This is a genomic window from Veillonella magna (assembly GCF_959600285.1).
Taxonomy (GTDB): Bacteria; Bacillota; Negativicutes; order Veillonellales; family Veillonellaceae; genus Veillonella_A; species Veillonella_A magna.
This window is the reverse complement of sequence record NZ_CAUGKU010000008.1, coordinates 29,094-45,073: the sequence shown is the minus strand read 5'-3', so window position 1 is coordinate 45,073 and position 15,980 is coordinate 29,094. Positions and strand designations below refer to the sequence as shown.

The following is a 15,980-nucleotide window of genomic DNA, read 5'->3' as shown; positions in this document are numbered from 1 at the left end:
ATGAAGTGGTACGGTGCATGCATCGTACCCTTTTTTGTTGTATGCCGTTTTGTTGCCGGTGAGTGTATTGCCGCCATGATTAGGCATATATAGTTTTTTAATAAAGAGAAGCAAATAATACTTGCCGTAGGGGATAGTGCAGCGGTATACTTTACTACGGAATAAAAAAGAAAACTGACAGCTGTTGGCAATGCTCTTACATCAAAGAGTTAGGTCAGCGGTTATACAGCGGTTTCGCGGGAGTTTTGAAATATGAGACCTACACATTTAGAAATTGATACGGCGATTATTCGTGAAAATTTACGTCGTATAAAAGATAGTTTGCCCGAGTGGAGTACCAGTACGGCAGTCATCAAGGCCAACGGCTACGGTCATGGCAGCGTCATGGTAGGACGCATTGCCGTAGAAGAAGGGTATGAATCCTTGGCAGTAGCATTTCCGGAAGAAGCATTGCCCCTTAGGGCAGCCGGCATTACAGTGCCGATTTATTTGCTGGGCATTACCTTGCCGCAATCCTTTGACCTTGTTATCGAAGGAAATTCTAGACCGGCTATTTGTGAATCCACTGACTTGGAGGCATTGGAAGCCTGTGCGGTTCGTCACGATGTTATCGTGGAATGCGCCATTGCGGTTGATACGGGGATGCATCGCATTGGGATTCGTCCGCAAGATGCAATGGAATTTATTGAAAAGGTAGAAAGCTATCCGCATTTACGGGTAGACGGTTTCTTCTCGCACATGGCATCGGCCGATGCAGCCGATAAAACTGAAGCACATGTACAAACGGCGGCATTCCGCGACATGGTTACGACTATCCGCAAGCATCGCAGCGATCCGTTTAGATTTTCCTTGGCAAACAGTGCCGGCTTACTGGCGGTTAAGGATAGTCTTTTTACGGATGCCCGCCCGGGAATTATCCAGTACGGTATTATGCCGTCGCTGGATGTACCGAACCGTTTGGGACTTAAACCGGCACTCAGCTTTTACAGCAAGGTCGTGCATGTGCAGCACTTGGGGGCCGGCGAAAAAATCGGTTACGGCGGAACCTATACGACGGATCGCCCCATGACGATAGCGACCATCCCCGTAGGTTATGCGGACGGATTCCCGCGGAGTCTGTCTAACCGAGGCTCTGTTCTTATTCACGGCAAGCGTTGTCCCATCGTCGGGCGCGTTTGCATGGATCAACTTATGGTAGCTATGCCTGACGGCGTAGGCGTGGCACCCGGTGATGAAGTTGTTCTCATCGGCACGCAGGGGCAGGAAAGTATTACCGTTTTGGAATTGGCTACGCTGACGGGAACCATTCCGTACGAAATTTTTACAGGCTTTTCGGAACGGGTACCGCGTATTTATATTTAAGCAGGCAATGAGCCTGTACACTGCGACCATGGATGACTGTGGTCGCAGCTTTTTGTATATGTAAGCGGTTGCACAATAGAATGTAAGTAGTTGCATACCGGTAGATAAAGAGTTGTATAACAGTATGTAAGTAGTTATATAACAGAAACATAAATGATAGCCAGAAGCGCGTAGAGTTAAGAAGCCACTATGCGTAGAGTTAAGGAGATACCATGCGTAGCATTAAGGAGATATTATGATTGAAGACATACTAACGGAATGGTGGGAACGATTGCAGACATGTCAATCCTGTCCTATTCGCAAGGAACAAAACAAAGGACCGACGGCGTATACGGGAACGGCAGCATCGCCGCTTATGATTGTCGGCGAGGGGCCCGGCGGTGTGGAAGATGAATACGGCGTACCTCTCGTAGGTCCGTCGGGACAATTATTGGATAAAGCATTGTGGAGTGTAGGCATCACTCGCGATCGCGTATACGTAACGAATATTGTAAAGTGTCGACCGAAGGGAAACCGTACGCCGACGCCGGAGGAAGGACGCTTTTGTGCAGAGCTTCACTTAGCAGAAGAAATTCGTTTGGTTCGTCCTAAGGTGATCGTTGCCTTGGGAAAGGTAGCCTTCCAATTTTTCAATGGAGGACCGGGGAGTATCATGCGATCGCGCGGACACTGGTTAACCTATGAAGGCATCCCGGTCATGCCGACCTATCATCCCGCCTTTTTGCTGCGTCGTACCGGCAAAGACTTAGTAGAATCTAAGTGGCAGGTATATTACGATTTGAAAGCAGCCGTGGAAAAAGCACAGTCTATGGATCCAACGTATGTCTTTAAGAGTGAAGAACCGACGGCTTTATTGGCAATGTATGAATCTAATCGACAAGCACGAAATATAAAATGGTAATAACACTCAATGATGATTAAAAATTATATTTGCTATGATTTTTAGTTTGACATCCCCGTGAATACAGGATACCATTAAGATACAAGATGATTTATATCTTTGGGAGGTCACAATGAAGTGACAGGTAACCAGGAGGTGCACTATGGCAAAGAAAATGAAGGGCTTCGCAATGCTGGAAATCGGTAAGACGGGGTGGATAGAAAAAGACTATCCCACATGCGGCCCGTTGGATGCCATCTGTCGACCGTTGGCCTTGGCACCGTGTACATCGGACGTACATACTGTATGGGAAGGTGCGTTGGGCAATCGACATGACATGATTTTAGGCCATGAAGGCGTAGGGGAAATTGTTGAAGTAGGTGCTCTCGTTAAAGATTTTAAGCCGGGCGATAAAGTATTGGTACCGGCGATTACTCCGGATTGGAATTCCTTGGAAGCACAGGCCGGCTTTTCCATGCACTCCACAGGAATGAACTCCGGTTGGAAATTCTCTAATTTTAAAGACGGCGTGTTTGGTGAATACTTCCATGTAAATGACGCAGACGGTAACTTGGCATTGTTGCCGGAAGGCATTTCGCCGATGGAAGGGGCTATGTTGTCCGACATGGTACCGACCGGTTTCCACGGTGCGGAATTGGCCGATGTCCAGTATGGTGACAGCGTTCTTGTTATCGGCATCGGGCCGGTAGGTCTCATGAGCGTAGCCGGGGCAGCCCTGCGCGGTGCCGGTCGCTTGATTGCCGTAGGTACGCGTCCAGTATGTAAAGAAGCGGCTTCGTTCTACGGAGCAACCGACTTTGTATCCTATAAGAACGGGCCTATTGACGAACAGGTATTGGAAATGACAGGCGGCAAAGGCGTGGATAAAGTTATTATCGCCGGTGGTACGGTAGATACGTTCCAAGAAGCAGTGAAAGCTTTGAAACCGGGTGGCCGTATCGGTAACGTTAACTATTTAGGCAGCGGTGAGTACATCAATATTCCTCGTGTTGAATGGGGCGTTGGTATGGGACATAAAAACATTGTTGGCGGCTTGATGCCTGGTGGTCGCTTGCGTATGGAAAAACTGTCCAGTCTTGTACTCAACGGACGACTTGATGTATCCAAGTTGATTACTCATACCTTTGAAGGCTTTGAACATGTAGAAGATGCGTTGATGCTTATGAAGGATAAACCGGCAGATTTAATTAAACCGGTAGTTATCATTAAATAAAGCAGCACCGGACATATTTGTAGGGCGACCCACCGTCAGGTGACTGTGGGTCGTCCCTTTTTATTAGCATTGCGAGGTAGATATGGATATAGTAGTTATTTCCGGATTTTTGGGAGCCGGTAAAACCACCTTTATTACGGAATTGGTACGCCATGCGAAGGGAACCGTAGCCGTTTTTGAAAATGAATTGGGCGATGTAGGCGTAGATAAAGCGCGGATGGAAGAAGATATGACGATGAGGGAAAAGCCTAATATTTGGGAGTTGACGGAAGGCTGTATTTGTTGCTCTTTAAAAGGCGACTTTCGTCAATCCGTGCTAACCATTGCCAACGCCGTTGATCCGGAGTTGCTCATTATCGAACCGACCGGTGTAGGTTTGTTGAGCTCGGTAATGGACAATCTTAGTACCTTAGCCTATGAACGGATTCGCCTCTTGGCACCGGTAACGATTGTGGATGCGCTCAACTTTACTACTGCTTGTAACGAATACGGCGCCATTGCAGAGGATCAAATACATCATGCCGGTCATTTGGTCATCAGCAAGACAGCCGGTCATGAGCAGGCAACCGCCGAAGTGAAAGCAGCATTGGCACAGCGGGGGTTGCAGGAAAAACTATTGCCCGATACATATACGTTGTGGACAGAGGACATATGGCAATCCATTCTTACCACACCGTACACGGCTGACGGTAGCGTTGCTGAGGTTGAGGCACCGACACTGGAAACCATGGCCGTGTCCTTCGCTTCCTTCGGTGATATTGCTGCCTTTCACAGTGCGATGCGGGCACTGACGGAAGGCAGGTTCGGAGATGTGTATCGCGTGAAAGGCACGGCTCGTATCGGCAGCATTTGGGGACGCTTCGATATTGTAGGGACCACCTGTGATTTAACAGCAGTGGAAACAAAAGCCGATGAAAAAGCGGTCATCATCGGACGACGGTTAGATAAGGATGCCATCGCACTACTTTTCAGACAATGACTATTGGCAAGCCTATGGGTGTTTGCTATAATGAACTACAGAATAATAGAACAACGGGGTGCTCATAATGATGGGCTGAGAGTAAGCGGTAGGTTTCGCTTTAACCCATAACCTGATTTGGATAATGCCAACGTAGGGACATACAGACTACGCCGACGAAGTCAAAAAGTTTTGTCGGTAGCAGCAAGCGAGTAACGGGCACGGTTCCATCAGGGACCGTGCTTTTTTTGTAGACCCGTTTTCTATAAAGCGCTTCGATGGAGCGTGTGTGACATAGTTGTAGATGATTGGTAAATCATTGAGTAGCAGTAAAGAGGAGGTACGTATGAGTACATCATCAGGAACATCGGTCTTTAGGAATATGTTAATTTGGTTTGGCGCGGCGATTTCCATTGCAGAAATTATGACGGGCACCTATTATGCCACCTTGGGAATGATGCGTGGCTTGGAAGCCATTGTAATCGGGCATATCATCGGCGGTATTTTATTATTCGGTGCAGGTCTTATCGGAGCGAAGGAACGTAAAAGCGCTATGGAAACGGTAAAGAGTTGTTTCGGCGGCTATGGGGCGATGCTCTTTATTATTCTTAATATAGTACAACTGGTAGGTTGGACGGCCATCATGATTTATGACGGATCGATTTCCGCAGCCGCTGCGTTTGGCACGTCACCGGAGCTGTGGGCTGCTGTCATCGGCGTATTGATTTTAGGTTGGCTGTATATCGGCTTGGACGGCTTTACTAAAATAAATACCGTTGTCATGGCCGCTCTTTTCATTATGTGCTTGGTACTGGGCCATCTTATTTGGAGCGGCAGCGGTGAATCGTTAGTGCCCATCGATGACAGCTTGAGCTTTAGCAGTGCCATTGAATTGTCCATTGCTATGCCTTTATCTTGGTTGCCACTCATCAGTGATTACACCAGACGAGCTAAAAAGCCGGTGGCGGCTACGGCAGCCAGTGCGATTACTTATTGCGTGATTAGTATGTTCATGTACGTCATCGGTATGAGTGCGGCGATGTATACAGGGGAAACTAACATTGCGCTTCTCATGACCGGCGCGGGACTCGGCGTAGTAGGCTTGTTTGTTGTGGTGTTCTCTACGGTAACGACTACCTTTATGGATGCCTGTTCGGCAGGCGTGTCGTCGGAATCTCTTTCGTCGCACATTAAAGGACGCGGTGCCGCAGTGGTTGTTACTATCGTGGGGACCATAGCGGCTATGCTGTATCCGATGGATAATATTATGGATTTCCTTTTCTTTATCGGATCCGTATTCGGTCCGATGATCTCCGTGCTCTTGGCAAATTATTTCTTTCTTAAACGACGTGATGTTACCGGTGCGTGGGATTGGGGCAATGTTATCGTATGGCTTATCGGTTTCGCGGCGTATCGCGAATTACTTACCATGGATATGCCTTGGGGACCGACGCTGTGGGCTATGGGCCTTACTATGGTACTGACCGTAATTGTAGGAAAGCTGCGTGCCGGTCGCACCGTACAAGCGTGACGGTAAAAGAGAAAATGATGAAAAGAAAAAATACTAATTTACTTTTATAATAATCATTCTTGTGTGCAAAAGTCATAATATGAGTACCAGTAGTGTCTCATAAACATTGTGCGGTACGAATACATGTCATATAATTAAATAAAGGCCGAGACAGTGATAAAGGATGGTGATGTATATGGAATACTCGATTATGACTATTGCGCAATGGTTTTTATCTAAAGCGGATGATATTACCCCAAAAAAGTTACAGAAATTAGTGTATTATGCAGAGTCGTGGAATAATGCTCTCTATGATCATCCTCTTATAAGCGATTCGCAGTTTGAGGCATGGGCACATGGTCCGGTTTCAAAAGAACTATATACGAGATATCATGATTATGGATGGAATCCGATACCGATGGAGAGTAAACCGAAGGTAGATAATAAAACGGAAGATTTGCTAGAATCTGTATGGTTAACATATGGGGATAAGTCGGCGAATGAATTGGAAGCTTTGACCCATATGGAAGAGCCATGGCGAAAAGCACGACGGGGATTAAAGGATGGAGAACACGGTGAGAGACCAATTAATAGATTAGATATGAAAGAGTATTATAGGAGTATATATAGCGGTGATTAGAAAACCCCTTACAAAAGTACGGAACCCGGAATCATCAGGATCTAGGCTCGATAATAAAAAACGATTATTTGAAATGGTGATTTCCAGCGATTTGCATGCAGAATATGATTTTTCGCAGTTGAAGGAGTCCGAGTTAAAAGAGTTTCACCGCTTTATTAAAGATACCATTAATAAAAGACTTTCAATTACAGAAGTGGATACTCTTTTTTTACGAAGAAAAGGTCCGGTAAAAGAGCGAGAATGTATTAATGGGATCAGCAGAGATATAATTCATTATGGTAAAGGCAATAAACCATTTAGAATTCACGGATATTATAACGAAGATGGATATTTTGTGATTTATCAAATTGACGCTAAGCATAAAAAACATAAAGTATAAAAACATAAAGCCATAAGTTTAGGAAATGCTTATGGCTTTATGTTTTTATAAGGGAATGATTGATTGCATCCGTGTTACCATTTTAAGAAAAGAGTGATTAAGAAATTGACTCTCTAGGCGTGATGCGGTGGTTATGGTACAATAAAACCAACATTTAGTAGTTATAGTTTCGGGAGGGATTCTATATGAACAAAAAATGGGCAGCTGCATTAATTCCTGTATTTATGATGACCACCTTGGGAACGGCGGACGTTGATGCCAGCTGGTGGAGCAAGACTATGAAGAAGTTGGACAAATGGGCATCGCAAAGTTCATCGTCCAGTAGCTCATCGTCATCCGGCGGCGTTGTAGCGGAACCGACGGCAAACGATGCGAAATCCAATCGCTGGATTGAAGTACAGAAGAATCAGTACTATACGACGTATGTAGATCGTAGATCATTTGAAGCGAGAGGTACGGCACAGAATAGATATGTTAGAGCCTATTTTAAGCGGGTATACACACCGGTTGGCTCGCAGGTGTTGGGAAATAACAGTGATGGTCGTGTAAAGCCGGATGTGATTACTTATTCAATAACGGAGGGGCAGTATTTTGTAGACTCATATTATGAAGCTTGGAATGCTCCACATTATTATGATGTGCATGGTAATTTGATTTATGAGGGACGGCTCCAGGATTATGTTCATTGGGCGCGATATATCCCTGACAGCCCGGAAGAACAATTAAAGGATACGCTCTTCCACATGGCCGGTTGGGATTATTAAGTAAGGAGATGGATAGTGATGGAATATAACATGCCACCTAATGAAGAAGATAAGGAACGGGTTGCTCCGCAAGGTCCTCGGATGTTGCCGTCGGATTGGCGAAGTGCACCGCCGTTCTGGGATAACTTTGTAGGCGTGTTAAAACGGTATACGGAATTTAAAGGACGGGCCAGTCGCAAAGAATATTGGCTGTTCCAGCTTATGTATTTTATTATTATGTGGGCTGTTTCCTTTGTAGGCGAAATGATGGGCGGCGAGATGATGGGCGAAACGGTGCGCCTTATTATTGGACTGGCCATCTTGCTACCCAGCATCGGTGTGCTGGTACGACGCCTTCATGATACGGATCGCTCCGGTTGGTGGGCACTCTTGGGGTTAATACCGTTGGCAAACATTGTACTCCTTATTTTCACCGTGTTGCCGACGAAGCCTTATGATAATACATACGGTCCGGTGCCGACCTATGATGAAATGACAAAAGAACATCGCTATCGATATTAATGCTATCGTCGTTAATAGATGAGCCGATAGATATACCGAAGGCCTGCTGCAGTTACTTGTGAATTTCAATGTATGCATTGTAATGTGTTTATTGTGTATGAGTGAGTAATTGTGGCGGGCCTATTTTATATAGTGCGTATAGTTTATAGGAAAGGAAGTGCAAGCTATGAAGAAATTCAGAACAAATATTGCCGGCGTATCCCCATGGGAGGATATCGTAGGATACTCGCGTATTGTAATCATCGGCGATCAAGTTGAGGTAGCCGGCACAACGGCGGTGAAGGATGGGAAGCCTTATGCGTTGGGCGATGCGTATGAGCAGACTCGTTACATTTTACAAACGATTAAAGAATTGTTTGCGCGGGAAGGCTTACCTTTTGAAAACATCTATCGCACACGCATGTTTGTTACGGACATCAGTCAATGGGAAGCTATTGGTCGTGCGCACGGCGAATTCTTTAAAGACATTAAACCGGCAGCAACGATGGTAGAAGTGGCTTCGCTCATTGATAAGGATTTGTTAGTGGAAATAGAAGTATTTGCTAAGTTGGCTATGGAATAAACGAGAGGCTCCTATATTTCAGTGGTCAGGTCTTACGAATGACGCACTTGCAATATAGGAGCCTCTCATTTTGTTGAGGAGGGAGGAGAAAAAGAAAGTCCACGCTGCAGACATCACTCTTCCTCCTACTCGAAATGAATAAAAAAATATCCTATCGACATGAGAAATGCTTGCTTACTCCTCCGTTGATAAATAAAAAAGAAAGTCCCCATCGGAGACATGTCATTCGCAAGACCTGACTGGCGAGATGGGGACTTTCTTTTTAGTTATTTATTTCCGAACCACTTATTGTAAATTTTTTCATAGGTGCCGTCTTTTTTGAGTTCAGCTAACGCCTGGTTAACTTTGCCCTGTAATTCTTTGTCATCCATGCGGAAGCCGAATACGAGCGGTTCCGGATTTACCGGCGAGCCAACAATCTTGAGATCCTTGTCGGCACCTTGCTTCATGTAGTACAAGGCAACCGGGTTATCCTGGATAGCGGCATCGATAGTACCGGCTTGCAATTCAGTGAAGAGCTGCGAGTTGGAGTCGGTTTCTTTTACAGTTGCGTTTGGAACCTTGTGAGCGAGCTCAGCAGATACGGTGCCAATCTGAGCACCGATTTTTTTACCGGCCAAGTCATTCATGCCGTTAACACCGGTAGTATCTTTGCGAACGATGGTAACAAAGCCGCCGCGATCGAAATACGGATCACTGAACAAAATAGCTTTCGCACGTTCCGGTGTGGGGTTAATACCGGATGCGATCATGTCGATGTCACCGGATTTCAGTGCCGGAATCAACGCGTCAAAGCCCATGCTCTTGAATTCCATTTTATAACCCATCTTCTTGGCTACGGCATCGGCGAGATCAATATCGAAGCCTACATATTTGTCGCCTTCCGTAAATTCAAACGGCGGGAAGGTAGTTTCGGCACCGACGCGCAATACCTTTTCCTTTGCCTGATCACCGCTGCTGCCACAACCGGCGAGTAAGCCGATGGCGAGCAAACCGGCTGTTAATGTTAAAGCCAGTTTTTTAGAGAAATTCTTGTACGTAAACATAACATCCTCCTAACTACTAACAGATACACTATATCGTTTTCATTATACTACGTTTTTCATAAGGGGTATATATGAAATACATGGGCAGTTGTGAACGTAGCGTGATACATCATAAAAATACTCCGCCAACCCGGAGGAAGGCGGAGTACATAGATTGTGTTGCTTTATTATTTTTTCTGCGCACCGAACCATTTTTCGTAAATCTTCTGGTAGGTGCCGTCTTTTTTAAGCTCTTCCAAGGCTTTGTTAGCTTTGTCGCGCAATTCGGTATCGCTCTTTCTGAAAGCCCATACCGTACCTTCAGGATCGGTAGGTGTACCGGCTAAGCGCAATTCTTTGTCAGCCCCTTGTTTGAGATAGTACATAGCAACGGCGTTGTCGAGGATAGTTGCATCGGCGGTGCCGGCATTCAGTTCGTTGAAAATCTGGGAGTTGCTGTCTACTTCCTTAACGGTGGTGTTAGGAATTTTCTTCGCCATATCTGTAGGGATGGTACCAATCTGCGTTACGATGCGTTTGCCTTCCAGGTCCTTCATACCGTTAATGGTAGTGTTGTCCTTTCTGGTAACAACGATGAAGCCGCCTTCTTTAAAGTACGGTTCACTGAAAATAACAGCCTTGGCGCGTTCCGGTGTGGCATTGATGCCGGCGGCGATCATGTCGATGTCATTGCTTTGTAGTGCCGGAATCAACGCATCGAAGCCCATGCTCTTGAACTCCATTTTGTATCCCATCTTTTTAGCTAAGGCATCGGCGAGGTCAATATCGAAGCCTACGTATGTATCGCCTTCCGTAAATTCGAAAGGAGGGAAGGTTGTTTCCGAACCGACACGGAGTACCTTTTGCGGCTCCCCGGAAGAAGTATCGGAGCCGCAACCGCCTAACAAGCCAACGGTGAGCATAGCGGCACCGGCAAGACACAATAATTTTTTAGTTGCTGATTTCTTTGTTAATGAAGAGAAAAATGATGACATGATGATGTCCCCCTTTGTGTGATGCGTCCCCTTACGTAGGGGTGAATTACTAACTGCCCTCATTATACTGCTTGGGTGTATAAATATCAATGGTTTTATGTATAAAAATTTGATATACGAATTTGCTGTAGGCTGTAAATACAATGGCGATATATATAGTAAAACACTGAATACAACACAGAATAACCGATGGAAAGAAAATTGTTTTACCGATGAGAATCGTAGGGTGTGAGTTGAAGTCTATGCATAAACGGTGTAAAATAAAATCACTTATGATTGCGCAGAGTATGTAAATAGTTTTATATGATTGAACGAAGAAAGGATGACTCACTATGACATTAGAAGCACAGGCTACATCCTTGCGCCAAGAACTGGCGAAGGAAGCCTATACGATTAACTATACATTGGCTAAGAACCCGGAAATTTCATCGCAAGAATTTAAATCGGCCGCGCTGATTTGTGATGTGTTGGAAACACATGGCATGACGGTGACGAGAGAATTGGCCGGTTTGCCTACGGCTTTTAAAGCAGTGGTGGTGCGCAGCAGTCAACCGCAAGGACGCCTGGCTATTTTATGTGAATACGATGCATTGCCGGAGATTGGTCATGCGTGCGGTCATTGTGCCAGCGGATCCTCCAGTGTGTTGGCGGCGTTGACATTACACGCCTTGGCTGCGCAGTTGGCAGAGAACGGCAACGACCTCGGCGTCGATGTAGACATCATCGGCACACCGGATGAAGAAGCTGCCGGCGGTAAGGTGGATTTGGTAAAGGCCGGTGTCTTTGATGGCTATGACTTTGCTATGATGGTGCATATGGCCGGTGTGGAAACAAGAGCCAATGCGGATTTCTTGGCCTTAGATGATTACCGGGTGGCCTTTCATGGTAAGCCGGCGCATGCCGCAGGCGAACCGTGGAACGGTATTAATGCATTGAACGGGGCGCAGTTAGCTTTACAAGCATTGGATATGCTCCGTCAGCAGGTGCGACCGGAAACGCGTATCGGCTATTACATTGTAAAAGGCGGCAGTGCTTCCAATATTATTCCCGATTACGCAGAAATCGAAGTATGCGTGCGCCATACGGAACGGGCGTATCTCGATACGGTGGTGGCCCGTGTTATGAAATGCTTGGAAGGGGCAGCACTGGCAACAGGGACTACGCACACGGTAACGCAGTTTGGACAGAAATACGATAATATGCGGTGGAACGAAACGGGGACGGCCATTATCGAAGAAGTTATTGACAGTCTTTCCATTCCTTATGTTACCGGTCATCCGACGGAAATCGGCAGCTCCGATATCGGGAACGTCAGCTATGTGTGTCCTGCCTTTCATCCGGAGCTGCGACTCAAAGGTGACGATAAAGTGTGTCACACCAAAGAATTTGCCGCAGCCATGGAAGAACCTACCATCGAAACGACCATTAACGAAGCGTCTGACATGATCATTCATACCATGCTTCGCTTGGCACAACATCCGGAAGAACTGGCGGCCATTAAAAAAGAATTTATGGCGCAGCAAAAATAAAAAGGATAGCAGCAAAAATAAAAAGGATACGTATCGGCAGACGCTAAATGATACAGCAAGACCCCTCGGCAATTCGCCGAGGGGTCTTTTCATTAGCATGTTACTAGCCGTTTAGTCAGTATGTCGCTAGCCGTTTAGTCAGTATGTTGCTAGTCGTTTCGTTTGTATTTCAGTGTGTCCAAGCAAGTGGGTTCGCTAGTTTATTCCGGATGTTTGGCATCCTTATGCCACCATACGACACCTTCCAGATTCGGTAAGATGGAGCGATCGAAAACAGGTTCTTCGATGCCCACTTCCTTTTGACGGAAGTAATCGTTGAGGGCGATGATGGCCAAGCGACCGAGTACGAGAATAGATAAGATATTAGTCAATACCAAGAAGGCCATGAAAAGGTCCGCCAAGTTCCATACAAGATTTAAGGAAGCAGTGGAACCGAAGTACACCATGGCTACCACGAATACGCGGAAGATGTTGAGGTACACGCGGTTCTTAGATAAATGTAAGATATTGATTTCGCCGTAATAGTAGTTGCCGATGATGGAGCTGAAGGCAAACATGAAGATGAAGATAACCATTACGCCCGGTGCCCAAGAGCCAAGCTGTAAGCCTAGGTCATGCTGCACGAGGGCAATACCGGTGAGTCCGGATGTTTCATAGTTGCCGGATACCATTACGATGAATGCCGATGCGGTACAAATGAGGAAGGTATCTACGAATACACCGAAGCTTTGAATCAGACCTTGCTTTGCCGGGTGGGATACATCCGCCGTAGCGGCTGCGTTCGGTACGGAACCTTCACCGGCTTCGTTCGAGAAGAGGCCGCGCTTGATGCCGTTCATAAGGGCGGCACCGAAGAAACCGCCGCTGGCAGCGTCAAAGGTAAACGCTTTTGTGAAAATGGCTGCAAATACAGCAGGCAATTCGCCGATGTTCATGAGCACGATGTACAGTGCCGTTAAAATATAAATACCGGCCATAATCGGCACGATCCATTCCGTTATTTTGGCAATGCGCGCTACACCGCCGAAAATGGAAATGGCTGTTAAGACGGCAACTACGATGCCGCACAGCATAGGATCTACATTAAATGTTTTCAGCGATGCGGAAATGGTATTAGCCTGTACAGAATTATAAATCAAACCATAGGTAACACTGATGAGTACGGCAAAGAGAAATGCCAAGGCAGGGCTCTTGAGACCATAGCGAATATAGTAGGCAGGACCGCCGTGAAAGCCGCCACCCTTAGTAGGCTCTTTGTAAATCTGCGCCAAGGTGCTTTCGATAAAACCGGTGGCCGCCCCGATGAAAGCGATGAACCACATCCAGAAAATAGCACCCGGTCCGCCGAGTACAACAGCGATGGCGATACCGGCGATGTTGCCCACACCAACGCGGGAGGCAGTACTTACGCAAAAGGCTTGGAACGAAGAAATCGTATTGCCTGCGGTTTTTACACCGATGCCTTCACCTAACAGGCGCACCATTTCCCGCAGCCGACGCAGCTGCACAAATTTTGTGATCAAGGTAAACCAGAAGCCGGCACCGATGAGAAGTACGATGATGATGTAATCCCATAGGAAGCCGTTAATTGTGTTGACAAGATTGTTTAATGCATCCATAACACAAACTCCCCTCTCTTTTAAAACTATAAATAATAATATATAGGAATTATAAATTCAATTCATTATACTATAGACTGTGGAAAATCGTACATACAAAAGAACGTTGTGACGATACATTTTAGATATAGATATATGTGAGGAATGGAAGATACTTGTAAATACAAAAAGGACACGCACTATGCGTGTCCTTTCTTGTGACTCTATTTGATTCTTTAGGTTTATAAATAGCGTGCCTATGAGATAAAAGTATAGATTACTTCGTTCCGTCCCACCATACGATGCCGTCCTGCTTCGGCAAGATGGCGCGATTAAAAGTAGGATCGGCTACGCCGCGTGCTCGTTGCTCTTTATAATCTTTGAGCGCCAGTAAGGCTTGTTTGCCCAACGCCAAGATGGAGGTGACATTGGTGAGAACCATGAAAGCCATGAATAGATCGGCTAAGTTCCAAACCAAGCTGAGGGAAGCGGTGGAGCCGAAGTACACCATGGTAATAACCATGATGCGGAACACGTGAAGATAGATACGCTTCTTGAACAGATGAAGCGTGTTGATTTCACCGTACACATAGTTGCCGATGACGGAGCTGAAGGCAAACATGAATACGAAAAGCGCTAACACGCCGGGTGCCCACGAACCGAGCTGCATACCCAGGTCGTGCTGAATGAGGGCAATGCCGGTAAGACCGTTGGTATAGTTGCCGGACATGAGCACGATGAACGCCGATGAGGTACAAATGAAAAACGTGTCTACGAAAACGCCGAAGGCTTGCACCAATCCTTGCCGCGCCGGATGAGTGACATCGGCTGTAGCGGCTGCGTTCGGTACGGAACCTTCGCCGGCTTCGTTCGAGAAGAGGCCGCGCTTAATACCATTCATAAGAGCCGCACCCATGAGACCGCCGCCGGCTGCATCATAGGAAAATGCAGAGCTTACTACCGTTGCCAACACATGAGGCAATGCGGTGATGTTCATGAGTACAACGAAGAGAGCTGTCAAAATATACAAGCCTGCCATAATCGGCACCAACCATTCCGTAAACTTGGCAATGCGCGCGCTGCCGCCGAAGACGGCAATGGCTGTTAAGAGTGCAACGCCGAGGCCGGATACTTCCGGAGACACACCGAAGGTAGACAGGGACGCAGCAATCGTGTTGGCTTGTACGGAATTATAGATGAGTCCGTAGGTTACGCTGATGAGTATGGCAAAGCCTACGGCGAGTGCCGGACTTTTAAGACCGTGACGAATGTAGTAGGCAGGACCGCCGTGAAAACCGCCACCGGGTAAGGGCTCCTTGTAAATCTGCGCCAGCGTACATTCTACAAACGACGTTGCTGCGCCGAGAACAGCGATGAACCACATCCAAAAGACAGCACCCGGTCCGCCGAGTACAACGGCAATGGCAATACCGGCAATGTTACCTACCCCTACATGAGAAGCAACGCTGATACAAAAGGCTTGAAACGAAGAAATTTCGTTGCCCGTTGTTTTCTTGCCAACGCCTGCTTTCAGAAGGCGAATCATTTCGGGGATTTGCGTGATCTGTGTAAACTTCGTGGTGCAGGTAAACCAAAAGCCTGCTCCGATTAATAAAGCAATGATGATATAGTCCCAAAGAAATCCGTTAATTGTTGTGACTGCTTGATTAAGTAGCGCGTCCATTATTACTCTCCCTTCGCAAACAAAAATACATATAGAAATCATTATACTATAGGAGTATATGTTATGAATAGATTTTTGCTATGCAGAGTCTATCGTAACCAAGGAACGATGTTGCATAGTAAAGAAGTAACGGAACGGGTTAGGGTACAATGTTTCGTACAATATGTACCCAGGTCGTTCCGTTAAAAAGAGATGATACAGATGGTGACACAGCACATGACACACCCTATGACACACTACGTGACACAGCATATGACACACCCTATGACACACGTCGTGATACAGCGCATGACACACTACGTGATACACTGTATGACATAGAGTATGACACAGGGGATGATACAGTGCATGATACACAA

15 protein-coding genes are annotated in these 15,980 nt (G+C 46.4%); 11 read left to right on the top strand and 4 right to left on the bottom strand.

Annotation, left to right across the window (positions count from 1 at the left end):
* The first annotated feature begins 252 nt into the window (after positions 1–252).
* The 10 genes from alr to Q5873_RS05780 all read left to right on the top strand — a co-directional run bounded on the left by alr (position 253) and on the right by Q5873_RS05780 (position 8,790).
* Positions 253–1,362, top strand: a complete 1,110-nt coding sequence (gene alr, locus Q5873_RS05825; RefSeq protein WP_303059802.1) for an alanine racemase — start codon at positions 253–255, stop codon at positions 1,360–1,362.
* A 235-nt stretch (positions 1,363–1,597) separates the two neighbouring features.
* Entirely contained in the window at positions 1,598–2,263 is a 666-nt protein-coding gene (locus tag Q5873_RS05820) for a uracil-DNA glycosylase (protein WP_303059801.1), read from the top strand.
* A gap of 142 nt (positions 2,264–2,405) precedes the next feature.
* Positions 2,406–3,476: an NAD(P)-dependent alcohol dehydrogenase gene (locus tag Q5873_RS05815; protein WP_275114263.1), complete on the top strand. Its 1,071-nt coding sequence runs from the start codon at positions 2,406–2,408 to the stop codon at positions 3,474–3,476.
* Between the two features lie 82 nt (positions 3,477–3,558).
* On the top strand, positions 3,559–4,455 hold the full coding sequence (locus Q5873_RS05810) for a CobW family GTP-binding protein (RefSeq protein ID WP_303059799.1): 897 nt from the start codon (positions 3,559–3,561) through the stop codon (positions 4,453–4,455).
* Positions 4,456–4,780: 325 nt separating this feature from the next.
* Positions 4,781–5,965, top strand: a complete 1,185-nt coding sequence (gene cytX, locus Q5873_RS05805) for a putative hydroxymethylpyrimidine transporter CytX (RefSeq protein WP_303059797.1) — start codon at positions 4,781–4,783, stop codon at positions 5,963–5,965.
* Between the two features lie 175 nt (positions 5,966–6,140).
* Positions 6,141–6,584 carry a Panacea domain-containing protein gene (locus Q5873_RS05800; protein ID WP_288190598.1) on the top strand — a complete coding sequence of 148 codons (444 nt, stop codon included), beginning with the start codon at positions 6,141–6,143 and terminating at the stop codon, positions 6,582–6,584.
* Positions 6,577–6,963 (top strand): MAG6450 family protein, encoded by a 387-nt coding sequence (locus tag Q5873_RS05795; RefSeq protein WP_303059795.1) that lies wholly within the window; start codon positions 6,577–6,579, stop codon positions 6,961–6,963. The genes Q5873_RS05800 and Q5873_RS05795 overlap by 8 nt, the downstream gene beginning before the upstream one ends.
* Positions 6,964–7,148: 185 nt before the next feature.
* Complete coding sequence (locus Q5873_RS05790) at positions 7,149–7,727, top strand: hypothetical protein (RefSeq protein WP_303059793.1); 579 nt, start codon at positions 7,149–7,151, stop codon at positions 7,725–7,727.
* Between the two features lie 18 nt (positions 7,728–7,745).
* Entirely contained in the window at positions 7,746–8,228 is a 483-nt protein-coding gene (locus tag Q5873_RS05785; RefSeq protein WP_303059878.1) for a DUF805 domain-containing protein, read from the top strand.
* A gap of 166 nt (positions 8,229–8,394) precedes the next feature.
* On the top strand, positions 8,395–8,790 hold the full coding sequence (locus Q5873_RS05780) for a RidA family protein (protein ID WP_303059791.1): 396 nt from the start codon (positions 8,395–8,397) through the stop codon (positions 8,788–8,790).
* Positions 8,791–9,056: 266 nt separating this feature from the next.
* On the opposite strand, the gene Q5873_RS05775 is transcribed toward Q5873_RS05780, so the two are convergent.
* Entirely contained in the window at positions 9,057–9,836 is a 780-nt protein-coding gene (locus Q5873_RS05775; RefSeq protein WP_028255089.1) for a basic amino acid ABC transporter substrate-binding protein, read from the bottom strand.
* A gap of 167 nt (positions 9,837–10,003) precedes the next feature.
* Positions 10,004–10,810 carry a basic amino acid ABC transporter substrate-binding protein gene (locus tag Q5873_RS05770; protein WP_288190547.1) on the bottom strand — a complete coding sequence of 269 codons (807 nt, stop codon included), beginning with the start codon at positions 10,808–10,810 and terminating at the stop codon, positions 10,004–10,006.
* 332 nt (positions 10,811–11,142) lie between these two features.
* Between Q5873_RS05770 and Q5873_RS05765 the strand changes: the two genes are divergently transcribed.
* A complete protein-coding gene (locus Q5873_RS05765) occupies positions 11,143–12,339 on the top strand; it encodes an amidohydrolase (RefSeq protein ID WP_303059789.1) in 1,197 nt (398 codons plus the stop codon).
* Between the two features lie 200 nt (positions 12,340–12,539).
* Here the strand turns inward: Q5873_RS05765 and Q5873_RS05760 are convergent, their stop codons facing one another.
* Together Q5873_RS05760 and Q5873_RS05755 are read right to left on the bottom strand one after the other, a co-directional pair.
* The gene (locus Q5873_RS05760) at positions 12,540–13,958 is read right to left on the bottom strand and encodes an alanine/glycine:cation symporter family protein (protein WP_303059787.1); all 1,419 of its coding nucleotides are present in this window, start codon (positions 13,956–13,958) and stop codon (positions 12,540–12,542) included.
* Between the two features lie 256 nt (positions 13,959–14,214).
* Positions 14,215–15,621 (bottom strand): alanine/glycine:cation symporter family protein, encoded by a 1,407-nt coding sequence (locus Q5873_RS05755; RefSeq protein WP_303059786.1) that lies wholly within the window; start codon positions 15,619–15,621, stop codon positions 14,215–14,217.
* Between the last annotated feature and the right edge of the window lie 359 nt (positions 15,622–15,980).

Excerpts from the sequence above, each read along its gene's own strand:
- alr (WP_303059802.1), top strand. The coding sequence starts at position 253 with ATGAGACCTACACATTTAGAAATTGATACGGCGATTATTCGTGAAAAT.
- Q5873_RS05820 (WP_303059801.1), top strand. The coding sequence starts at position 1,598 with ATGATTGAAGACATACTAACGGAATGGTGGGAACGATTGCAGACATGT.
- Q5873_RS05815 (WP_275114263.1), top strand. The coding sequence starts at position 2,406 with ATGGCAAAGAAAATGAAGGGCTTCGCAATGCTGGAAATCGGTAAGACG.
- Q5873_RS05810 (WP_303059799.1), top strand. The coding sequence starts at position 3,559 with ATGGATATAGTAGTTATTTCCGGATTTTTGGGAGCCGGTAAAACCACC.
- cytX (WP_303059797.1), top strand. The coding sequence starts at position 4,781 with ATGAGTACATCATCAGGAACATCGGTCTTTAGGAATATGTTAATTTGG.
- Q5873_RS05800 (WP_288190598.1), top strand. The coding sequence starts at position 6,141 with ATGGAATACTCGATTATGACTATTGCGCAATGGTTTTTATCTAAAGCG.
- Q5873_RS05790 (WP_303059793.1), top strand. The coding sequence starts at position 7,149 with ATGAACAAAAAATGGGCAGCTGCATTAATTCCTGTATTTATGATGACC.
- Q5873_RS05785 (WP_303059878.1), top strand. The coding sequence starts at position 7,746 with ATGGAATATAACATGCCACCTAATGAAGAAGATAAGGAACGGGTTGCT.
- Q5873_RS05780 (WP_303059791.1), top strand. The coding sequence starts at position 8,395 with ATGAAGAAATTCAGAACAAATATTGCCGGCGTATCCCCATGGGAGGAT.
- Q5873_RS05775 (WP_028255089.1), bottom strand. The coding sequence starts at position 9,836 with ATGTTTACGTACAAGAATTTCTCTAAAAAACTGGCTTTAACATTAACA.
- Q5873_RS05770 (WP_288190547.1), bottom strand. The coding sequence starts at position 10,810 with ATGTCATCATTTTTCTCTTCATTAACAAAGAAATCAGCAACTAAAAAA.
- Q5873_RS05765 (WP_303059789.1), top strand. The coding sequence starts at position 11,143 with ATGACATTAGAAGCACAGGCTACATCCTTGCGCCAAGAACTGGCGAAG.
- Q5873_RS05760 (WP_303059787.1), bottom strand. The coding sequence starts at position 13,958 with ATGGATGCATTAAACAATCTTGTCAACACAATTAACGGCTTCCTATGG.
- Q5873_RS05755 (WP_303059786.1), bottom strand. The coding sequence starts at position 15,621 with ATGGACGCGCTACTTAATCAAGCAGTCACAACAATTAACGGATTTCTT.